This is a genomic window from Ideonella benzenivorans, assembly GCF_020387415.1.
Classification (GTDB): Bacteria; Pseudomonadota; Gammaproteobacteria; order Burkholderiales; family Burkholderiaceae_C; genus Ideonella; species Ideonella benzenivorans.
The window spans coordinates 291,157-307,207 of record NZ_JAGWCB010000012.1 but is presented as its reverse complement, the minus strand read 5'-3'; the positions used below and the strand labels follow the sequence as shown (position 1 = coordinate 307,207).

Below are 16,051 nucleotides of genomic sequence, written 5' to 3'. Positions count from 1 at the left end.
CGGAGGACACCCGACATGACGCAAGCACAACCGTGGATGCTGGGGGCCGTGGCCTATGCGCCCAAGGTGGTCACCATCTGGGAAGGCTTCAAGGCCTACTTCGCCGAGCGCGGCTTCGCCTTCGACTACCTGCTCTATTCCAACTACGAGACCCAGGTCGAGGCCCAGTTCAAGGGCGACGTCGCCTTTGCCTGGAACTCGCCGCTGGCCTGGGTGCGGGCCGAGCGCATGGCGCGCGCGCGTGGCCAGCAGGTGCAGGCCCTGGCCATGCGCGACAGCGACATGGACCTGGCCTCCGTGCTGGTGGTGCGCAGCGAAAGCCCGGTGCAAGACCTGGCCGATCTGCGCGGCAAGACCATCGGCTTCGGCGCGATCGACTCGCCCCAGGCCACGCTGATCCCGCTGGACCACCTGCGCCACCAGGCCGACTTGGTGGCCGGGCGCGATTACAGCGCCCGTCGCTTCGATGTGCTGGGCGGCAAGCATGGCGACCACATCGGCGGCGAGCGCGACGCGGCGCTGGCGCTGATGAAGGGCGAGATCGACGCGGCCTGGATGATCGCGGGCAACCAGCGGGCCTTTGCGCACGAGGGGACGCTGCCCGCCGGCGGCAGCCGCATCGTGGCCAGCACCGGGCTGTTCGACCACTGCAACATGACCGTCAGCCCGGGCGTGCCGGCCGACGTCGCTCGGCGCTTCGGCGAGATCCTGCTGGGCATGGACTGGAACGACCCGGCCGTGCGGCCGCTGCTGGAGCTCGAAGGTCTGAAGGCCTGGCACCCGGGCCGCACCAGCGGCTACGCCCTGCTCGAACGGGCGGTGAGCGATGAGCACTTCTATGACGATCAAGGCCACATCACCGAGCCGGCATATCGCTATTGAGGCCCTGGGCTTCGACGCCGGCGCGCATCTGCTGGTCAAGCACGCCCTGGCGTCGCTGCCGGTGGGCGGGGTGCTCGGGGTGCGGGGCGCCTCGCCGGCCTGGGCCATCCAGCTGGCGGACTGGTGCCGCAGCCAGGGTCACGGCTTTGAGGCGCCCGGGGATGCCTCCGGTGAGGCGCGGGTCACGCGGGGGGGCTTGCAGAGCGGCCGCTGGCGTGGCGCCGAGTCCACTGGCGCGATCGACCCCGCCGAAACGGGCGCGGTGGCCGAGGAGGCCCGGCCGCACTGGGGCCTGGCTGCGCGGGGCGCCACGGTGGAGGCGGGGGCGCCCGTGTACCACTTCCGGTTGACGCACAAGGACGAGGCCTGGAGCGACAGTGCGGCCGACCTGTATGCCCAGGCGGTGGCGGCCCAGTGGAACCCGGACCAGGCCATCGACTGGTCGCAGCCGGTGGACCTGCCCGCACCGGTCGAACAGGCCATTGTCCAGGTCATGACCTACATGATCGAGAACGAGAACGCGGCCCTGCTGGTGCCGGCGCGCTTTCTCGGGCAGCTGCATCCGCATTTCCGCGAGATGCAGGCCGCGCTGGCCATGCAGGTCTGCGACGAAGCCCGCCACATCGAGGTGTTCACCCGCCGCATCCGCCACGGCGGCTCGGCGCCGGCCCTGTCCACCGCCGGCGGGCAGGCCTCCCTCAAAAGCCTGCTGGACGAGCCGGATTTTTCGGTCGCGAGCTTTCTGCTGTCCGTGCTGGGCGAAGGCACCTTCGTCAACCTGCTGCAGTTTCTGCAGACCCAGGCGCCCGACCCGTTGACGCGCCAGATCGCCCGGCTGGCGGCGCGGGACGAGGCCCGGCACGTGGCGCTGGGCATGTCGCATCTGCTGTACCGCTTGCAGCGGGAGCCAGACTTCCGGTACCGGCTGGCCTCGGCCGTCGAGCAGCGCTTTGACGCCTTGGCCGGCACCTCGGGGCTGAACGAGGAGGTGTTCGACGCGCTGATCCTGATCGCCGCCGGCGGCTTGGCACCAGCCCAGGTGGCCCAGGGGTATGCGCAGGTCCAGCAGCTCATGCGCGACATGGCCGATGGCCGCTACACCAAGCTGGTCCGGCTGGGGTTCACGGCCGAGCAGGCCGAGCGCCTGGCGGCGCTGCACACGCGCAATTTCATGTGAGGCGGCAGGGGCCGGGTGGGCCGCCGATAATGGCCGCCACCATGCCCCGGCAGCCTGATGCTCTCGCCCCTTCCTCGTCTGACAACGCGCCGGCCGGCCTGGTGCGCCTGCCGGTGCTGCGGGCGGTGGCGGGCGTCACCGAGGCGGTGGAGGACTGGCTGGCCGACGAGGTGCCGGTGGCCATGGTCTTCAACGGCATCTCGCACGCCGTGATGATGGCCTCGCCGCTGGACCTGGAGGACTTCGCGCTGGGCTTCGCCCTCAGCGAAGGCATCGTGGCCTCGGTCGACGAGGTGCGCGACCTGGAGGTGCGACCCGCCGCCTGTCAGGCGCCGGGCGCGCCGGCTGCCTGGGAGGTGCAGCTGGAGATTTCACCGCGCCGGCTGGAGGGGCTCAAGCAGCGCCGCCGCACGTTGGCCGGGCGCACCGGCTGTGGCGTCTGCGGCATCGAGAGCCTGCAGGCCCTGGAACTGCTGCCGGCTCCACGGCCGGCCCCCGACTGGCTGGGCCAGGTGGATGCCGCGCTGCTGGCCCGGGTGATGCCGCAATTGCGCTCGGCGCAGCCGCTCAATGCCCAGGCCGGTGCCCTCCATGTGGCCGCCTGGGCCGACCTGGCGGGCCAGCTGCACTGGGCGCGTGAAGATGTCGGGCGCCACAACGCGCTGGACAAGCTCATTGGCGTGCTGGCACGGCAGGGCCAGCTGGGGGCGCCCGGCGTGGTGCTGATGTCCAGCCGGGCCAGCCACGAACTGGTGGCCAAGTGCGCCCGGGTCGGGCTGGCCGCATTGGCCACGGTGTCGGCCCCGACGGCGCTGGGGGTGCGGGCCGCGCAGGCCGCCGGCCTGTGTCTGTGGGGGCTGTGCCGCCCACCGCGGGCCGTGCGCTACACGCCCGCGGGCTGAGGCCCGATCAGAACGGGGCGTCTTCGGCCGGGCCGGCCGCCGGTGCGGCGCCGTCACCCTCGACATCCTTCTTGCGCAGGCGCAGCGGCTTGCGGACCTTGGGGGCAGCTTCGGCGGTGGCGTCAGCGGCCGCCGGGTCGGCCGGCGCAGTCTCGGCAGGGGCCGTTTCTTCCTGGATCACACGGGTGAAGGGGCTCAGCAGCGGCACCAGTTGGCCGTAGATCCGGGGTGAACCGGCCAGGATCTCGCGCTGGTTCAGGAAGTCGGGTTCACCGGTGAAGTTGCCCACCAGGCCACCGGCCTCGGTGATGATCAGCGAGCCCGCGGCGATGTCCCAGGGGCTCAGGCCGGTCTCGAAGAAGGCGTCGTAGTAGCCGGCGGCCACGTAGCACAGGTCCAGCGCGGCCGAACCAGGGCGGCGCAGGCCGGCGCACAGCGGCATCAGCGTCTCGAACATCTTCATGTAGCGCTGGAAGTTGTCGCCGCGGCGGAAGGGGAAGCCGGTGCCGATCAGGCAGTCCTGCAGGCGGGTGCGGCGCGAGACGCGCAGCCGCTTGTCGTTCAGGTAGGCGCCGCGGCCGCGCGAGGCCACGAAGAGGTCGTTGCGGCAGGGGTCGTAGACCACCGCCTGTTCCACCTTGCCCCGGAAGGTCAGGGCGATCGAGACGCAGTAGACCGGAAAGCCGTGGATGAAGTTGGTCGTGCCGTCCAGCGGATCGATGATCCAGACGAAGTCACTGTTCTTGTTGCCGCGCTCGCGGCCCGATTCCTCGGCCAGGATGCCATGGCTCGGGTAGGCCTGCAGCAGGGTGTCGATGATGGCCTCTTCGGCCAGCTGGTCGACTTCGGTGACGAAGTCGTTGGGGCTCTTGGTGTTGATCTTCAGCAGATCCAGGTCCATCGATCCCCGGTTGATGATCGCCCCTGCGGCACGGGCGGCCTTCACGGCGATGTTGAGCATGGGATGGAGGGTCTGGGTCATGGTTCAACCTGTGAAGGGATGAGACTGCGGGCAGCCTGCGCGACCGTGGGTCGGGGCGAGGGCATGCCAATCTGCAAGGATAGAGCAGCGCGGGCAGGGAGGATCTTGGCGATGGACAAAGAGCAACGCAGCGACAATGGTGCCCACTGCGGAAAACCCGCAATTCTAGCGCGCAGCGCAGTGTTGGCAATGTCCTCTACCTCCGATGTCTCTCAAGCCGCCCCGGCACAAGTTCACACGCCCCCGGCGCCCGGCGCCAATCGCACCCGCTTCGTGCTGGTGCGCACCAGCCATCCCGGCAACGTCGGGGCCACTGCCCGGGCGATGAAGGTGATGGGCTTCTCCGACTTGGTGCTGGTGGCCCCACGCTACGCCGACGTGCTGCAGCACGAGGACACGCTGGCGCTGGCCAGCGGGGCGACCGATGTGCTGGCGCAGGCCCGCATCGTGCCGACGCTGGCAGAGGCGCTGGATGGCATCACCTGGGCCTGTGCCACGGCCATGACCCCGCGTGATTTCGGCCCGCCGACCTTCGCGCCACGGGCCCACTTCGCCGAGCTGGCGCCGCAGGGGCACCGCGTGGCCTTCGTGTTCGGCAGCGAGCGCTTCGGCCTGGGCAACGAGGATGTCTACCGCTGCCATGCCTGCCTGTCCATTCCCACCGATCCGTCCTACGGCTCGCTCAACCTGGCCCAGGCGGTGCAGGTGCTGGCCTACGACTGGCGCCAGGCGCTGGGGGGCTTTGGCGTGCAGCCACGCACACCGCCCGTGCACTGGGCGGATGGTGCGGCGGTGCAGGGTCTGCTGACGCACTGGCAGCAGGCGCTGGTGGACGTGGGCTTTCTGGACCCGGCCGCGCCCAAGAAGCTGGTGCCGCGCTTGAACCAATTGGCCAACCGCGCGCTGCTGACCCAGGAAGAGGTGCACATCCTGCGCGGCATCGCGCGGGCGATGCAGAAGCTCGCCTCGCAGCAGGGCAAAGAGCCCTGATCCGAGTCGGGTTCCGGGCCGGACGGCTACACTGACTTTGCTTTTTCGTTTTCCGAATCCATCGACCCACGGAGCCGCCATGTTCTCCCGCCTGCGCGAAGACATTGCCTGCATATTGGAGCGCGACCCGGCCGCGCGAACCCGCTGGGAGGTGCTGACCTGTTACCCCGGCCTGCACGCCTTGACGCTGCACCGCGGCGCCCACTGGTGCTGGACCCACGGCCTGCGCTGGGCCGGCCGCTTCATCTCGCACACCACCCGCTGGCTGACCGGCATTGAGATCCACCCCGGCGCCACCATCGGCCGCCGGGTCTTCATTGACCACGGCATGGGCGTCGTGATCGGCGAGATGGCCGAGATCGGCGACGACTGCACGATCTACCAGGGCGTGACCCTGGGCGGCACCTCGCTGGTCAAGGGGGCCAAGCGCCACCCGACGCTGGAAGCGGGCGTGATCGTTGGCGCCAACGCGGCGGTGCTGGGCGGCTTCACCGTCGGGGCCGGGGCGCGCGTCGGTTCCGGCGCAGTGGTGACCAAGCCGGTGCCGGCCGGTGCGACGGCGGTGGGCAACCCCGCCCGCATCATCCAGGCCGAGGCGGATGCCAAGCGCGAGGCCGCGGCCGCGCGCATGGGCTTCTCGGCCTATGGCCTGACCAGTGGCGACGACCCGGTGGCCCAGGCGATGAAGGGCCTGATCGACAACGCGTCCTCGCACGAGCACCAGATCGCGCTGCTGTGGCAGGCCATCGAGAAGCTGGCCGTGCAGTCGCGGGAGCTGCCTGCCGCCCCCTGCGTGCCGCAGGAGGCCCGGACCACCGAGCAGTTCGACGCCGAGCGTCTCAACCGCCTGGTGAAGTGAGGCCGCGCCGGGGCCGCCTTCCGGCCCCGGGCACTGCTCAGAGCGTCAGCAGCAGCGGCACGCCCAGCAGCAGCATGTGCCAGTCCACCGGCACGTCCACACCCAGCGGGGCCGTCCAGGGCGAAACGAAGCCCTGGTCGTCCACATAGCGGTAGCGGAAGTAGTAGGTGCCCGGCACCGGCAGGGCCGGCAGCGTCCATTCACCCCCCTGCAGCTCGGCGCTGGTGACCAGCGAGCCGAACTGCGCATCCCGCGCCAGTTGCACCTCTTGCCGCTCGTCCGGGCGGGCGCTCCAGCTCAGGTGGATCTGGCCGTCCTCGCCGGTGAGCACGCTGGGCGGTTCGGGCAGTGGACGCAGCTCGAAGCTCTGGGCATCGCCCCAGGGGCCGCGGTCGCCATCGGCACGCTCGCTGGCCAGGCGCCAGTGGTAGCGGCCCGGGGTGTCCAGGGCCAGCGTCAGCCCGGTGTCGGTCAGCGTGTCCTGCTGGGCCATGATCTGCGTGAAGCCATTGTCGCGGGCCAGCTGCACGTGGTAGCGGGCGGCGTCCGGGTTGCGCAGCCAGGCCAGGGCGACCGTGCCCACGCTCAGCCGGGCGGCCGGGCGCGGCGTGGTGCTGGGCGGCGGCTCCGGCCGGGCCTTCAGCTGGAAGGGGTGGGTGGCGTCCAGGCCTTCCAGCCCGTCTTCGGCCACTTGGCGGGCACGCAGGAACCAGGCGCCATCGTCCAGACCGGCGATGCGGGCCTCGGTGCCGGCCGGCACCGTGACATCGCGCACGATGCGCAGGAAGTCGCCATCGGCGGCGATCTGCACGCGCAGCGGTGCGCCGGTGTCGGGCACCGTGAACCGCAGCAGCGGCCGCTCGAAGCGTGCCGGCACCGTGGACAGATCGGGGGCAGGTGCCAGCGGGCGGGGCTGGACGGGGCTGCCGTTGCGCAGCACGGCCCCCTGGCCGGCGGCCAACTCGGCCTGTGCAGGCGGTTGGGCCTGGGTCTGGGCCCACACCCGGCCCTCCAGCACTTCCGTCTGGGTGCGGGGCTGGGTGGCATCCGCATGCACGCGGTAGCGCGTGCCGCGCACGCCGATCACTGCGGTGGGGGTGGTCACCTCCAGCGGCTTGGCGCGCTGCACCTTGGTGGCCAGCACCTCCAGCGTGCCGCGCAGCAGGCGCAGCGTGGCGGCGTAGAGGCTGTTCCCGTCGTCGGCCGGCTGGGCCGCGCGCAACTGGTAGCGCTGGTGCTGGGCCAGCTCCAGCGTGCTGTCGGGGGGCAGGCTGGCACGCGAGCCATCGCCCAGCCGGACCACGGCGGAGCTGTTCGCTTCGGCCTGGACCTTCTGCCCGGCACGGACGGGCGTGCCGGCCACGGCGGGTTGGCCGTCCAGCAGGACCTGGCCTTCGACCAGGCTCAGCGTGGCCGGCACGTTCTCCGGCTTGAGCAGGCGCAGCGGCAGCTTCAGCGTCTGGCCGGGGGTGAGGCGGTTCGGGTTCGCCAGGTGGTTCAGCCGGGCCACTTCGGGCCAGCTGGCCGGCCGGCGGAACCACTGTCCGCTGAGCTGCCACAGCGTGTCGTCGGCTTGCACGGTGTAGGACACCATCGGCTCGGAGGCGGCCATCGCCAGCGAGGGGATCAGGCCGGCGAGCAGGGCGGGCAGGAGGAACAGGCGCATGGTGGGTTCAGCCTCGGGGCGGGCGCTGGGCCGACTTGGGGCGGAAGGCCTGGCACAGGGCCGGGTCGGTTTCCAGGTAGGGCCCGCCGATCAGGTCGATGCAGTAAGGCACGGCGGCAAAGATGCCGTGCACCGGCGGCGTCGCCTGCGGCAAGCCCTGCAGGGTTTCGGCAATCGACTTGGGCTGGCCGGGCAGGTTGATGATCAGCGCCTGGCCGCGGATCACGGCCACCTGGCGGGACAGGATCGCGGTGGGCACGAAGTTCAGGCTGATCGCGCGCATCTGCTCGCCAAAGCCCGGCATCACCTTGTCGGCCACGGCCAACGTGGCCTCGGGGGTCACGTCGCGTCGCGCCGGGCCGGTGCCACCGGTGGTGAGCACCAGATGGCAGCCCGCCTCGTCCACCAGCACGCGCAGCGTGGCGCTGATGCCGTCCTGCTCGTCGGGGATCAGCCGGGTCTCCCAGGTGATGGGGTTGCGCAGCGCGCGCCCCAGCCAGTCCTGCAGCGCCGGGATGCCCTTGTCCTCGTAGACGCCACTGGAGGCGCGGTCGCTGATGGACACCACGCCGATGCGCACCGGCTCCAATGGTTCAGACATCGTCAGCCTCCGCGGCATCCGCCGCGTCGGCGGGCGAAGACGCTCCCGGCGTCAGCGTCGACTTCACCAGCTGGAACAGGTCGCGGTAGGCCCGGCCGTGACGCTGGCCCAGGCCATCGGCGGGCGTGGCCTTGCCGGCGTCCTTGCGGGCGGCGCGCACCAAGCTGCGCAGCTGCTGGGCATCGGTATCCGGGTGGGCTTGCATCCAGCGGGTCACCGCATCGTCGCTGGCCAGCAACTCCTCGCGCCAGCGCTCGGCTTCGTGCAGGGCCAGCGTGTCGCTCGCGCTGCCCAGCTTGAACGCGGCCACGGCCTCGCGGATGGGCTCTGGGTCGACCTGGCGCATCAGCTTGCCCAGGTACTGCAGCTGGCGCCGCCGGCCCTCGTGCGAGCGGGTGCGGTGGTATTCGGCCAGCGCATCGCGCAGCACCTCGGGCAGGTCGAGCTTGCCGCTGCGGGAGGTCGGCAGCTCGGCCAGCGCCAAGCCCAACGCCTGCAATTCATGCATCTGGCGCTTGAGGGCGGACTTGCTGGGCCGGCCGTCGGCGTCAAAGGCGTCGGCGGATTCGGTGGGTTCAGAACGGGACGGTGCAGCGCGCATGGAAGGAGACTTGAATCGGCGGAGATCGGGGGGTCGCTATGATTGTCCCGCATCCTCTCCCCAACCATGCTTCCATGACCTCATCCGCCAGCCAAGGTTTCAGCCATTCCCGTGAGCAGTTCCAGCAGATCGTCGAGGACGTGCTGTCCATGGCCCAGACCCTGGGGGCCTCCGATGCGGGGGTCGAGGTGTCGGAAGGCAGTGGCCTGAGCGTCTCGGTGCGCAAGGGCGAGGTGGAGAACGTCGAGCGCAACCGCGACAAGTCGGTGGGCGTCTCGGTCTACCTGGGGCAGCGCCGCGGCAACGCCAGCACCTCCGACTTTTCTCCGACGGCCCTGGAACAGACGGTGCGCGCGGCCTTCGACATCGCCCGCTTCACCGCCGAGGACCCGGCGGCCGGCCTGCCGGAGGTCGAAGATCTGGCCACGCCCGAGGAGGCGGCCCAGCCGCTGGATCTCTTCCACCCCTGGGACGTGACCGCCGAGGAGGCGGCCGAGCTGGCGCGGCGCGCCGAGGCCGCTGCGTTCGCCGTTGACAAGCGCATCACCAATTCCGAGGGCGGCTCGGTATCGGCCCAGCAGTCGCACTTCTGGGCCGGCAACAGCCGCGGCTTCCGGGGCGGCTACGCCAGTTCCCGCCATTCGCTGTCCGTGTCGCCGATCGCCGGCAAGGGCCGCGACATGCAGCGTGACTACTGGTACAGCTCCATGCGCAATGCGATGGACCTGGCCTCGCCCGAGGCGGTGGGCCGCTATGCGGCCGAGCGCGCGCTGTCGCGCCTGAAATCACGCAAGGTGCCCACCTGCGAGGTGCCGGTGTTGTTCGAGTCCTCCGTGGCGGCCGGCCTGCTGGGCGCCTATGTGCAGGGCACCAGCGGCGGCGCGCTCTACCGCAAGGCCAGCTTCCTGCAGGACAGCCTGGGGCAGCCGGTCTGGGCCGAGCACATCGACGTGCTGGAGGATCCGCACATCATCGGCGGCAAGGGCAGCGCGCCCTTCGATGACGAGGGCGTGCGCACCCGGGCACGCCGCGTGGTGGATGCGGGCGTGGTGCAGGGCTATTTCCTGTCCAGCTACTCGGCCCGCAAGCTGGGCATGCAGACCACCGGGCACGCCGGGGGGTCGCAGAACCTGCGCCTGACCAGCCGCCTGACCCGGCCGGGCGACCATCTGGAAGAGATGCTGCGCAAGCTGCACCGCGGCCTGTTCGTCACCGAGCTGATGGGGCAGGGCGTCAATTACGTGACCGGCGATTACTCGCGCGGCGCGGCGGGCTACTGGGTGGAGGATGGCCGCATCGCCTTCCCTGTGCACGAGATCACCATCGCCGGCCACCTGCGCGAGATGCTGGGCGGGGTCGTGGCCGTGGGGGCGGATGCCTACACGCTGGGCGCGAAGACGGTCGGCTCGATGCTGATCGACCGCATGAAGCTGGCCGGCAGCTGATTCCAGGCTGACGACAGGCTGACGCGGAGACGGCCCCGAGGGTGGTAATACCCCGGCTGCCGCATGCGAGAGGTCTCCTTGAGAATGGTCTGCCTCAATGGGCAACACTCAACAGGAGACAACGCTGATGGAACGTCGTTCGTTTGTGAGAAGCGCTGGCCTCGCCGGCGTGCTGGCGGCTGGTGCGGCACCGGCCATCGTGCATGCGCAGGCGGCTGTGCGCTGGCGCATCGCGTCCAGCTTTCCGAAGTCGCTGGACACCATCTATGGGGCTGCCGAGGTCTTCGCCAAGAAAGTGGGCGAACTGTCCGGTGGCAAGTTCCAGGTCACCGTGCACGCGGCGGGTGAACTGATGCCTGCGTTCGGCGTGGTCGATGGGGTGCAAAACGGCACCGTCGAGGCCTGCCACACTGTGCCCTACTACTTCTTTGGCAAGGACGAGACCTTCGCGCTGGGCGCGGCCGTGCCCTTTGGCCTGAATTCGCGCCAGATGACCGCCTGGATGTTCGAGGGCAATGGTCTGAAGCTGATGCGCGAGTTCTATGCCGGCTACAACATGATCAACTTCCCGTGCGGCAACACCGGTGCGCAGATGGCCGGCTGGTACCGCAAGGAGATCAAGTCCACGGCCGACATCAAGGGCCTGAAGTTCCGCGTGGGCGGCTTCGCCGGCAAGGTGATCGAGCGCATGGGCGGGGTGCCGCAGAACATCCCGGGCGGCGAGATCTACCAGGCGCTGGAGAAGGGCACCATCGACGCGGCCGAATGGATCGGCCCGTACGATGACCTGAAGCTGGGCTTCAACAAGGTGGCGCCGCACTACTACTACCCCGGCTGGTGGGAAGGCGGCCCGCAGATCGACCTGTTCATCAACCAGAAGGCCTATGCCGGGCTGTCGGCCGAGTACAAGGCCATGGTCGAGGCTGCGGCCGCGGTGGCGCACATCGACATGCAGGCCAAGTACGATGCCCGCAACCCGGGGGCGCTCAAGCAGCTGGTGGGCTCGGGCACCAAGCTGGCCCGCTTCCCGAAGGACGTGATGGAACTGGCCTTCAAGGAGTCGATGGCGCTCTACAGCGAACTGAGCGCGAAGAACCCGCGCTGGAAGAAGGTCTACACCGACATGGCCAACTTCCGCCGCGAGGAGAACCTGTGGTTCCGCTTCGCCGAAGCCAGCTTCGACGACTTCATGCAAGCCCAGAAGCTCTGAGCCCGCTCTGCTGCTGCAGAGGACGAGGCGCCCCGCGGGGCGCCTTTTTCATGTCTGCACGGGTCTCACACGTGGCCAGAAAAAAGGCCTCCGCGAGGGAGGCCTGGGCTTGAGGACCGGACTGGCGTCTCAGGGCGCCGTGCCGGAGGCGGCCTCGCTGGCCGCAGGCGGCAACCCGAACAGGGCGTTCATGTCCTGGTTGCTGTCGCCACCGTAGTCGTTCTCGGGCTGGATCTGGATCTGGACCTTGTCGAGGTCGATCTTCTCCTTCGGCCCCAGCCCGCCCGATACCAGGCCCGGGAAGGCGATGATCAGACCCACCATGATGATCTGGATGAGCACGAAGGGCACCGAGCCCCAGTAGATCTGGCCGGTGGTCACCGGTGCGATCGGCTTGCCGGTCACACGGTCCTTGTACTCCTTGTTGGGGGCCACGCTGCGCAGGAAGAACAGCGCGAAGCCAAAAGGCGGGTGCATGAAGGAGGTCTGCATGTTGACTGCCAGCAGCACACCGAACCAGACCAGATCGATGCCCAGCTTCTCGGCCACGGGGCCGAGCAGCGGCACGATGATGAAGGACAGCTCGAAGAAGTCCAGGAAGAAGGCCAGCACGAAGACCAGGATGTTCACGACGATGAGGAAGCCCACCTGACCGCCGGGCAGGCTGGTCAGCAGGTGCTCCACCCACTTCGGGCCGTCCACGCCCTGGAAGGTCAGGCTGAAGACCGTCGAGCCCATCAGGATGAACAGCACGAAGCAGGACAGCTTCATCGTGGAGTCCATGGCCTGGCGCAGCAGCTTCATGTCGATGCGCTTGCGCAGCAAGGCCATGATCAGTGCGCCCACCGCGCCCATGGCGCCACCCTCGGTGGGCGTGGCCACCCCCAGGAAGATGGTGCCCAGCACCAGGAAGATCAGGCCCAGCGGCGGGATCAGCACGAAGGTGACCCGCTCGGCCATGCGCGAGAGCAGGCCCAGCTTGAACACCTTGTTGATCACCGACAGCACGAAGGCCACACCCACCCCCACGCACATCGACACCACGATCAGCTCGTCGGTCGGGGTCTCGGCCGGGCGGCTCTTGGCGAAGGCCACGGCAGCACCCACCGAGAGCAGGGCCAGCAGGCCCAGCGAGGGCAGGCCGGAGGATCCGTTGTCTTCGCGGATGGTGCGGGCTTCCGGCGGCAGGGCGGGCACCCAGTGCTTGCGGAAGATGGCGATCAGGATGATGAAGCCGGTGTACATCGCCGTCAGCACAAAGCCCGGGATGAACGCGCCCTTGTAGAGCTCACCCACGCTGCGGCCGAGTTGGTCGGCCATGATGATCAGCACCAGCGAGGGCGGGATGATCTGCGCGAGCGTGCCGGAGGCGGCGATGACGCCCGAGGCGATGCGGCGGTCATAGCCGTAGCGCAGCATGATGGGCAGCGAGATCAGGCCCATCGAGATCACCGACGCGGCCACCACGCCCGTGGTGGCGGCGAGCATGGCGCCCACCAGGATCACCGCGAAGGCCAGGCCACCTCGGATCGGGCCGAAGAGCTGGCCGATGGTGTCGAGCAGGTCCTCGGCCATCCCGGATCGCTCCAGGATCAGGCCCATGAAGGTGAAGAACGGGATCGCGAGCAGCGTGTCGTTCTGCATGATGCCGAAGATGCGCAGCGGCAGCGCCTGCATCAGCGAGGACGGCAGGATGCCGAACTCGATGCCGACGAAGCTGAACATCAGGCCGGCCGCGGCCAGCGAGAAGGCGACGGGGAAGCCGATCAGCAGAAAGACGATCAGGCCCCCGAACATCACCGGGGCCATGTTGGCGTGCAGGAACTCGGTCATGGCGCGGCCTCCTGGCTCTTGCGGGCGCGCAGGATGGCTTCGGCCAGTTCCTCCTCGGCAGTCTTCTCCTGCTTCTTCTCGGTCGGGTCGTCGATCAGGCCCATCAGGAAGGCGATGCGCTTGATCAGCTCGGAGACACCTTGCAGGGCCAGCAGGCTGAAGCCCACGGGCACCAGGGCATAGACGGGCCAGCGGATCAGGCCGCCGGCATTGCTGGAGGTCTCGCCCGTCTCATAGGCCTGCCTGACCAGGGGCATGACCAGATCGATCACCACCAAGCAGAAGGGCAGCAGGAAGATGACGATACAGACCGATTCGATGATGATCTGGGTGCGCTTGGAGAAGCGGCTCAGCACCACGTCGATCTTCACATGCTCCTGGCGCAGCAGGGTGTAGCCCGAGGCCAGCAGGAACACGCCGGCGAACAGGTACCACTGGATCTCCAGAAAGGCGTTGGACCCGACATCGAAGGCCTTGCGGGCGATGGCATTGAGGGCGCTGATCAGCACCGCGGCCAGGACCAGCCAGGCGGCGCTGCGGCCGACCCATTCATTGAGTCGGTCGATCCATCGAGAGAGGGCTAACAGTGCGGACACGGTGTCTCCTAGGTAAAGCAACACCGGCCAGGGCCGGTGAACGCCGCACTGTACGGGCGTCATGACGCTCTGCAGCAAAGGCAGAGGCCAATTGCGGGAAAGTCCTAGGAGGTGGCCGCACCGGGGCGGTGCGGCGCGGGGCTCAGCGGGTGGTGCTGGCGACGAACAACTTGGTGGAGCGGGCGCCGGAGCGGCAGAAGGCCAGCAGCGGGCGCGGCAGTTCGGCCAGCAGGGCGCCGAAGGCGGCGATCTGCTCGGGTGACTGGTAGGCCCCCTGCACCGGCAGATGGCGGTAGAGCAGGCCGGCGGCCGTGGCCGCCGCCTCCACTGCCGCGCTGGTCGGCTGTTCCGGGCCGCCCTCGAAGTCCGGCCGGTTGTTGATCACCGCCTTGAAGCCCAGCCGGGCCAGCTCGGCCATCGCCTCGGGCGTCAACTGGGGGGCGACGTGGACGTCGGGGGCGATCGACTGGAGGGGCAGCTCGGTGTGCATGAGGGCTCCTGTGGGCAGGGGGAGAGTCAGTGGGAGAGTCAGTGGCTGAGGGCCTTCTTCACCGCGGCGGACACCAGGCCCATGTCGGCCTTGCCGGCCAGGCGGGTCTTCACCGCGCCCATGACCTTGCCCATGTCGGACGGGCCGGTGGCGCCCACTTCAGCCACGATGGCGGCCACGGCATCGGCGATCTCGGCTTCCGAGAGGCGCTGCGGCAGGTAGGCCTGCAGCACGGTGATCTCGGCGCTTTCCTTGTCGGCCAGGTCGGTGCGACCGGCCTGGCTGTATGCGCTCACCGAGTCCTTGCGCTGCTTGATCAGCTTGTCGACCAGCGCGATCACGGCCGCATCGTCCAGCGTGATGCGCTCATCCACCTCCTTCTGCTTGCAGGCGGCCAGCAGCAGGCGGATGGTGCCCAGGCGGTCCATGTCCTTGGCCCGCATGGCGGCCTTCATGTCTTCGGTGATGCGTTCTTTCAGCGTGCTCATGGGGGTGTGCAACGAAGCAAAGTGTGCATTCTCCTCCCGCCGTGCTCAGACCGCTTCCAGTGCGAGCAATTCCGCCACCGTCTGGCGGCGGCGGATCAGGCGGTGGTGGTCACCCTCGACCAGCACCTCGGGCGCCAGCGGCCGGGTGTTGTAGTTGCTCGACATCGAGGCGCCGTAGGCGCCGGCGTCGTGCAGCACCAGCAGGTCTCCCACCCGGGCCTGCGGCAGCATGCGGGTCAGCACCACGCCGCCTTCGGCCTGGGTGAACACATCGCCCGATTCGCACAGCGGGCCGGCGACCACCGTCTCGTGCTCGGCCCGCGGCGTGTCGTCCGAGGGCAGCAGGCTCATGCCGTGGTAGGCGCCGTACATGGCCGGCCGCATCAGGTCCGAGAAGCCGGCATCGACCAGCGTGAAGTGGTTGCGGCCCATCGACTTGGTGGCCCGCACCTCGGCCAGCAGCACGCCCGATTCGGCCACCAGGTAGCGGCCGGGCTCCAGTTCCAGGTGCACCGCATGGCCCAGGTGGCTGGCGATCTCGCGCCGTGCGGCGTCCCACAGCGCGAAGTAGTGCCGGGTGTCCAGGCGCGGTTCACCGGCCCGATAGGGCACGGACAGGCCGCCGCCGGCCGAGATGGCCTCCACCGACACGCCGGCGCGCTTGACCAGGTCCACCATGGCCGAGCAGACCTCGCGCAGGTGGTCGTAGTCCACGCCCGAGCCGATGTGCATGTGCAGGCCGACCAGGTGCAGCCGGTGGCGGGCCACCGTGGCCAGGGCCTGCGGCAGGTCGGCATGCCAGATGCCGTGCTTGCTGTGCTCGCCGCCGGTGTTGGTCTTGTTGCTGTGGCCATGGCCGAAGCCGGGGTTGATGCGCAGCCACACCCGGTGCCCCGGCGAGGCCGCCCCCAACTGGTCGAGCATGTCGATCGAGCCGGCATTGACCGGCACGCCGTGCCACACCACCGTGTCCAGCGTCGCGCGGTCCAGCACGTCGGCGGTGAAGACCAGGCCGGCGGCGCCCTGCGCGTCGGGTTCCGGGCTGAAACCGGCGGCCAGCGCGCGCTCGATCTCGCCGCGCGACACCGCATCCACCACCACCCCGGCGTCGCGCATCAGGCGCAGCAGATGGGTGTTGGAGTTGGCCTTCTGCGCATAGCGGATGGTGTCGAATTCACGCAGCTCGGCAATGCGCTGACGGATGGTGGCCGCGTCATAGACCCACAGCGGGGTGCCATGCGTCTGGGCCAGAGTGCGGAGCAGGTCGGGGGCAAACGGGTTCATGCCGCGCATGATGCACGCCACAATCCATATTGGAAAATACTTATT

16 protein-coding genes are annotated in these 16,051 nt (G+C 69.3%); 7 read left to right on the top strand and 9 right to left on the bottom strand.

Annotation, left to right across the window (positions count from 1 at the left end; all coding sequences use genetic code 11):
• Nucleotides 1-15: 15 nt before the first annotated feature.
• Genes KGA65_RS14175 through fdhD form a run of 3 tightly spaced genes read left to right on the top strand, consistent with a single transcriptional unit; the run spans nt 16 to nt 2,961 of the window.
• A complete protein-coding gene (locus KGA65_RS14175; protein WP_225863768.1) occupies nt 16-882 on the top strand; it encodes a phosphate/phosphite/phosphonate ABC transporter substrate-binding protein in 867 nt (288 codons plus the stop codon).
• Nucleotides 839-2,059 carry a ferritin-like domain-containing protein gene (locus tag KGA65_RS14170; RefSeq protein ID WP_225863767.1) on the top strand — a complete coding sequence of 407 codons (1,221 nt, stop codon included), beginning with the start codon at nt 839-841 and terminating at the stop codon, nt 2,057-2,059. Before KGA65_RS14175 ends, KGA65_RS14170 begins: the two co-directional genes overlap by 44 nt.
• A 41-nt stretch (nt 2,060-2,100) precedes the next feature.
• Nucleotides 2,101-2,961 carry a formate dehydrogenase accessory sulfurtransferase FdhD gene (gene fdhD, locus KGA65_RS14165; protein ID WP_225863766.1) on the top strand — a complete coding sequence of 287 codons (861 nt, stop codon included), beginning with the start codon at nt 2,101-2,103 and terminating at the stop codon, nt 2,959-2,961.
• Nucleotides 2,962-2,968: 7 nt separating this feature from the next.
• Here the strand turns inward: fdhD and KGA65_RS14160 are convergent, their stop codons facing one another.
• Nucleotides 2,969-3,943 carry an inositol monophosphatase family protein gene (locus KGA65_RS14160; RefSeq protein ID WP_225863765.1) on the bottom strand — a complete coding sequence of 325 codons (975 nt, stop codon included), beginning with the start codon at nt 3,941-3,943 and terminating at the stop codon, nt 2,969-2,971.
• 189 nt (nt 3,944-4,132) lie between these two features.
• On the opposite strand from KGA65_RS14160, the gene KGA65_RS14155 reads away from it, so the two are divergent.
• Together KGA65_RS14155 and cysE are read left to right on the top strand one after the other, a co-directional pair.
• On the top strand, nt 4,133-4,933 hold the full coding sequence (locus tag KGA65_RS14155) for an RNA methyltransferase (protein ID WP_225863764.1): 801 nt from the start codon (nt 4,133-4,135) through the stop codon (nt 4,931-4,933).
• A 79-nt stretch (nt 4,934-5,012) separates the two neighbouring features.
• Entirely contained in the window at nt 5,013-5,792 is a 780-nt protein-coding gene (cysE, locus tag KGA65_RS14150) for a serine O-acetyltransferase (protein ID WP_225863763.1), read from the top strand.
• 37 nt (nt 5,793-5,829) lie between these two features.
• Here cysE and KGA65_RS14145 read toward each other — a convergent pair whose 3' ends face one another.
• The 3 genes from KGA65_RS14145 to yjgA are packed head-to-tail and all read right to left on the bottom strand — an operon-like array spanning nt 5,830 to nt 8,660.
• Nucleotides 5,830-7,458 carry a FecR family protein gene (locus KGA65_RS14145; RefSeq protein ID WP_225863762.1) on the bottom strand — a complete coding sequence of 543 codons (1,629 nt, stop codon included), beginning with the start codon at nt 7,456-7,458 and terminating at the stop codon, nt 5,830-5,832.
• Between the two features lie 7 nt (nt 7,459-7,465).
• The gene (mog, locus tag KGA65_RS14140; RefSeq protein ID WP_225863761.1) at nt 7,466-8,059 is read right to left on the bottom strand and encodes a molybdopterin adenylyltransferase; all 594 of its coding nucleotides are present in this window, start codon (nt 8,057-8,059) and stop codon (nt 7,466-7,468) included.
• Nucleotides 8,052-8,660: a ribosome biogenesis factor YjgA gene (gene yjgA / locus KGA65_RS14135; protein WP_225863760.1), complete on the bottom strand. Its 609-nt coding sequence runs from the start codon at nt 8,658-8,660 to the stop codon at nt 8,052-8,054. Before yjgA ends, mog begins: the two co-directional genes overlap by 8 nt.
• A gap of 74 nt (nt 8,661-8,734) precedes the next feature.
• Here yjgA and pmbA point away from each other — a divergent pair, with 74 nt between their 5' ends.
• Nucleotides 8,735-10,105 (top strand): metalloprotease PmbA, encoded by a 1,371-nt coding sequence (gene pmbA, locus KGA65_RS14130; protein WP_225863759.1) that lies wholly within the window; start codon nt 8,735-8,737, stop codon nt 10,103-10,105.
• A 127-nt stretch (nt 10,106-10,232) separates the two neighbouring features.
• A complete protein-coding gene (locus tag KGA65_RS14125) occupies nt 10,233-11,315 on the top strand; it encodes a TRAP transporter substrate-binding protein (protein WP_225863758.1) in 1,083 nt (360 codons plus the stop codon).
• A 129-nt stretch (nt 11,316-11,444) separates the two neighbouring features.
• On the opposite strand, the gene KGA65_RS14120 is transcribed toward KGA65_RS14125, so the two are convergent.
• The 5 genes from KGA65_RS14120 to lysA all read right to left on the bottom strand — a co-directional run bounded on the left by KGA65_RS14120 (nt 11,445) and on the right by lysA (nt 16,006).
• On the bottom strand, nt 11,445-13,148 hold the full coding sequence (locus tag KGA65_RS14120) for a TRAP transporter large permease (protein WP_225863757.1): 1,704 nt from the start codon (nt 13,146-13,148) through the stop codon (nt 11,445-11,447).
• Entirely contained in the window at nt 13,145-13,744 is a 600-nt protein-coding gene (locus KGA65_RS14115; RefSeq protein WP_225863756.1) for a TRAP transporter small permease subunit, read from the bottom strand. Before KGA65_RS14115 ends, KGA65_RS14120 begins: the two co-directional genes overlap by 4 nt.
• 142 nt (nt 13,745-13,886) lie before the next feature.
• Complete coding sequence (locus KGA65_RS14110) at nt 13,887-14,234, bottom strand: protein tyrosine phosphatase family protein (protein ID WP_225863755.1); 348 nt, start codon at nt 14,232-14,234, stop codon at nt 13,887-13,889.
• A 38-nt stretch (nt 14,235-14,272) separates the two neighbouring features.
• Complete coding sequence (locus tag KGA65_RS14105) at nt 14,273-14,722, bottom strand: GatB/YqeY domain-containing protein (RefSeq protein ID WP_225863754.1); 450 nt, start codon at nt 14,720-14,722, stop codon at nt 14,273-14,275.
• Between the two features lie 45 nt (nt 14,723-14,767).
• A complete protein-coding gene (gene lysA / locus KGA65_RS14100; protein ID WP_225863753.1) occupies nt 14,768-16,006 on the bottom strand; it encodes a diaminopimelate decarboxylase in 1,239 nt (412 codons plus the stop codon).
• Nucleotides 16,007-16,051 lie beyond the last annotated feature (45 nt).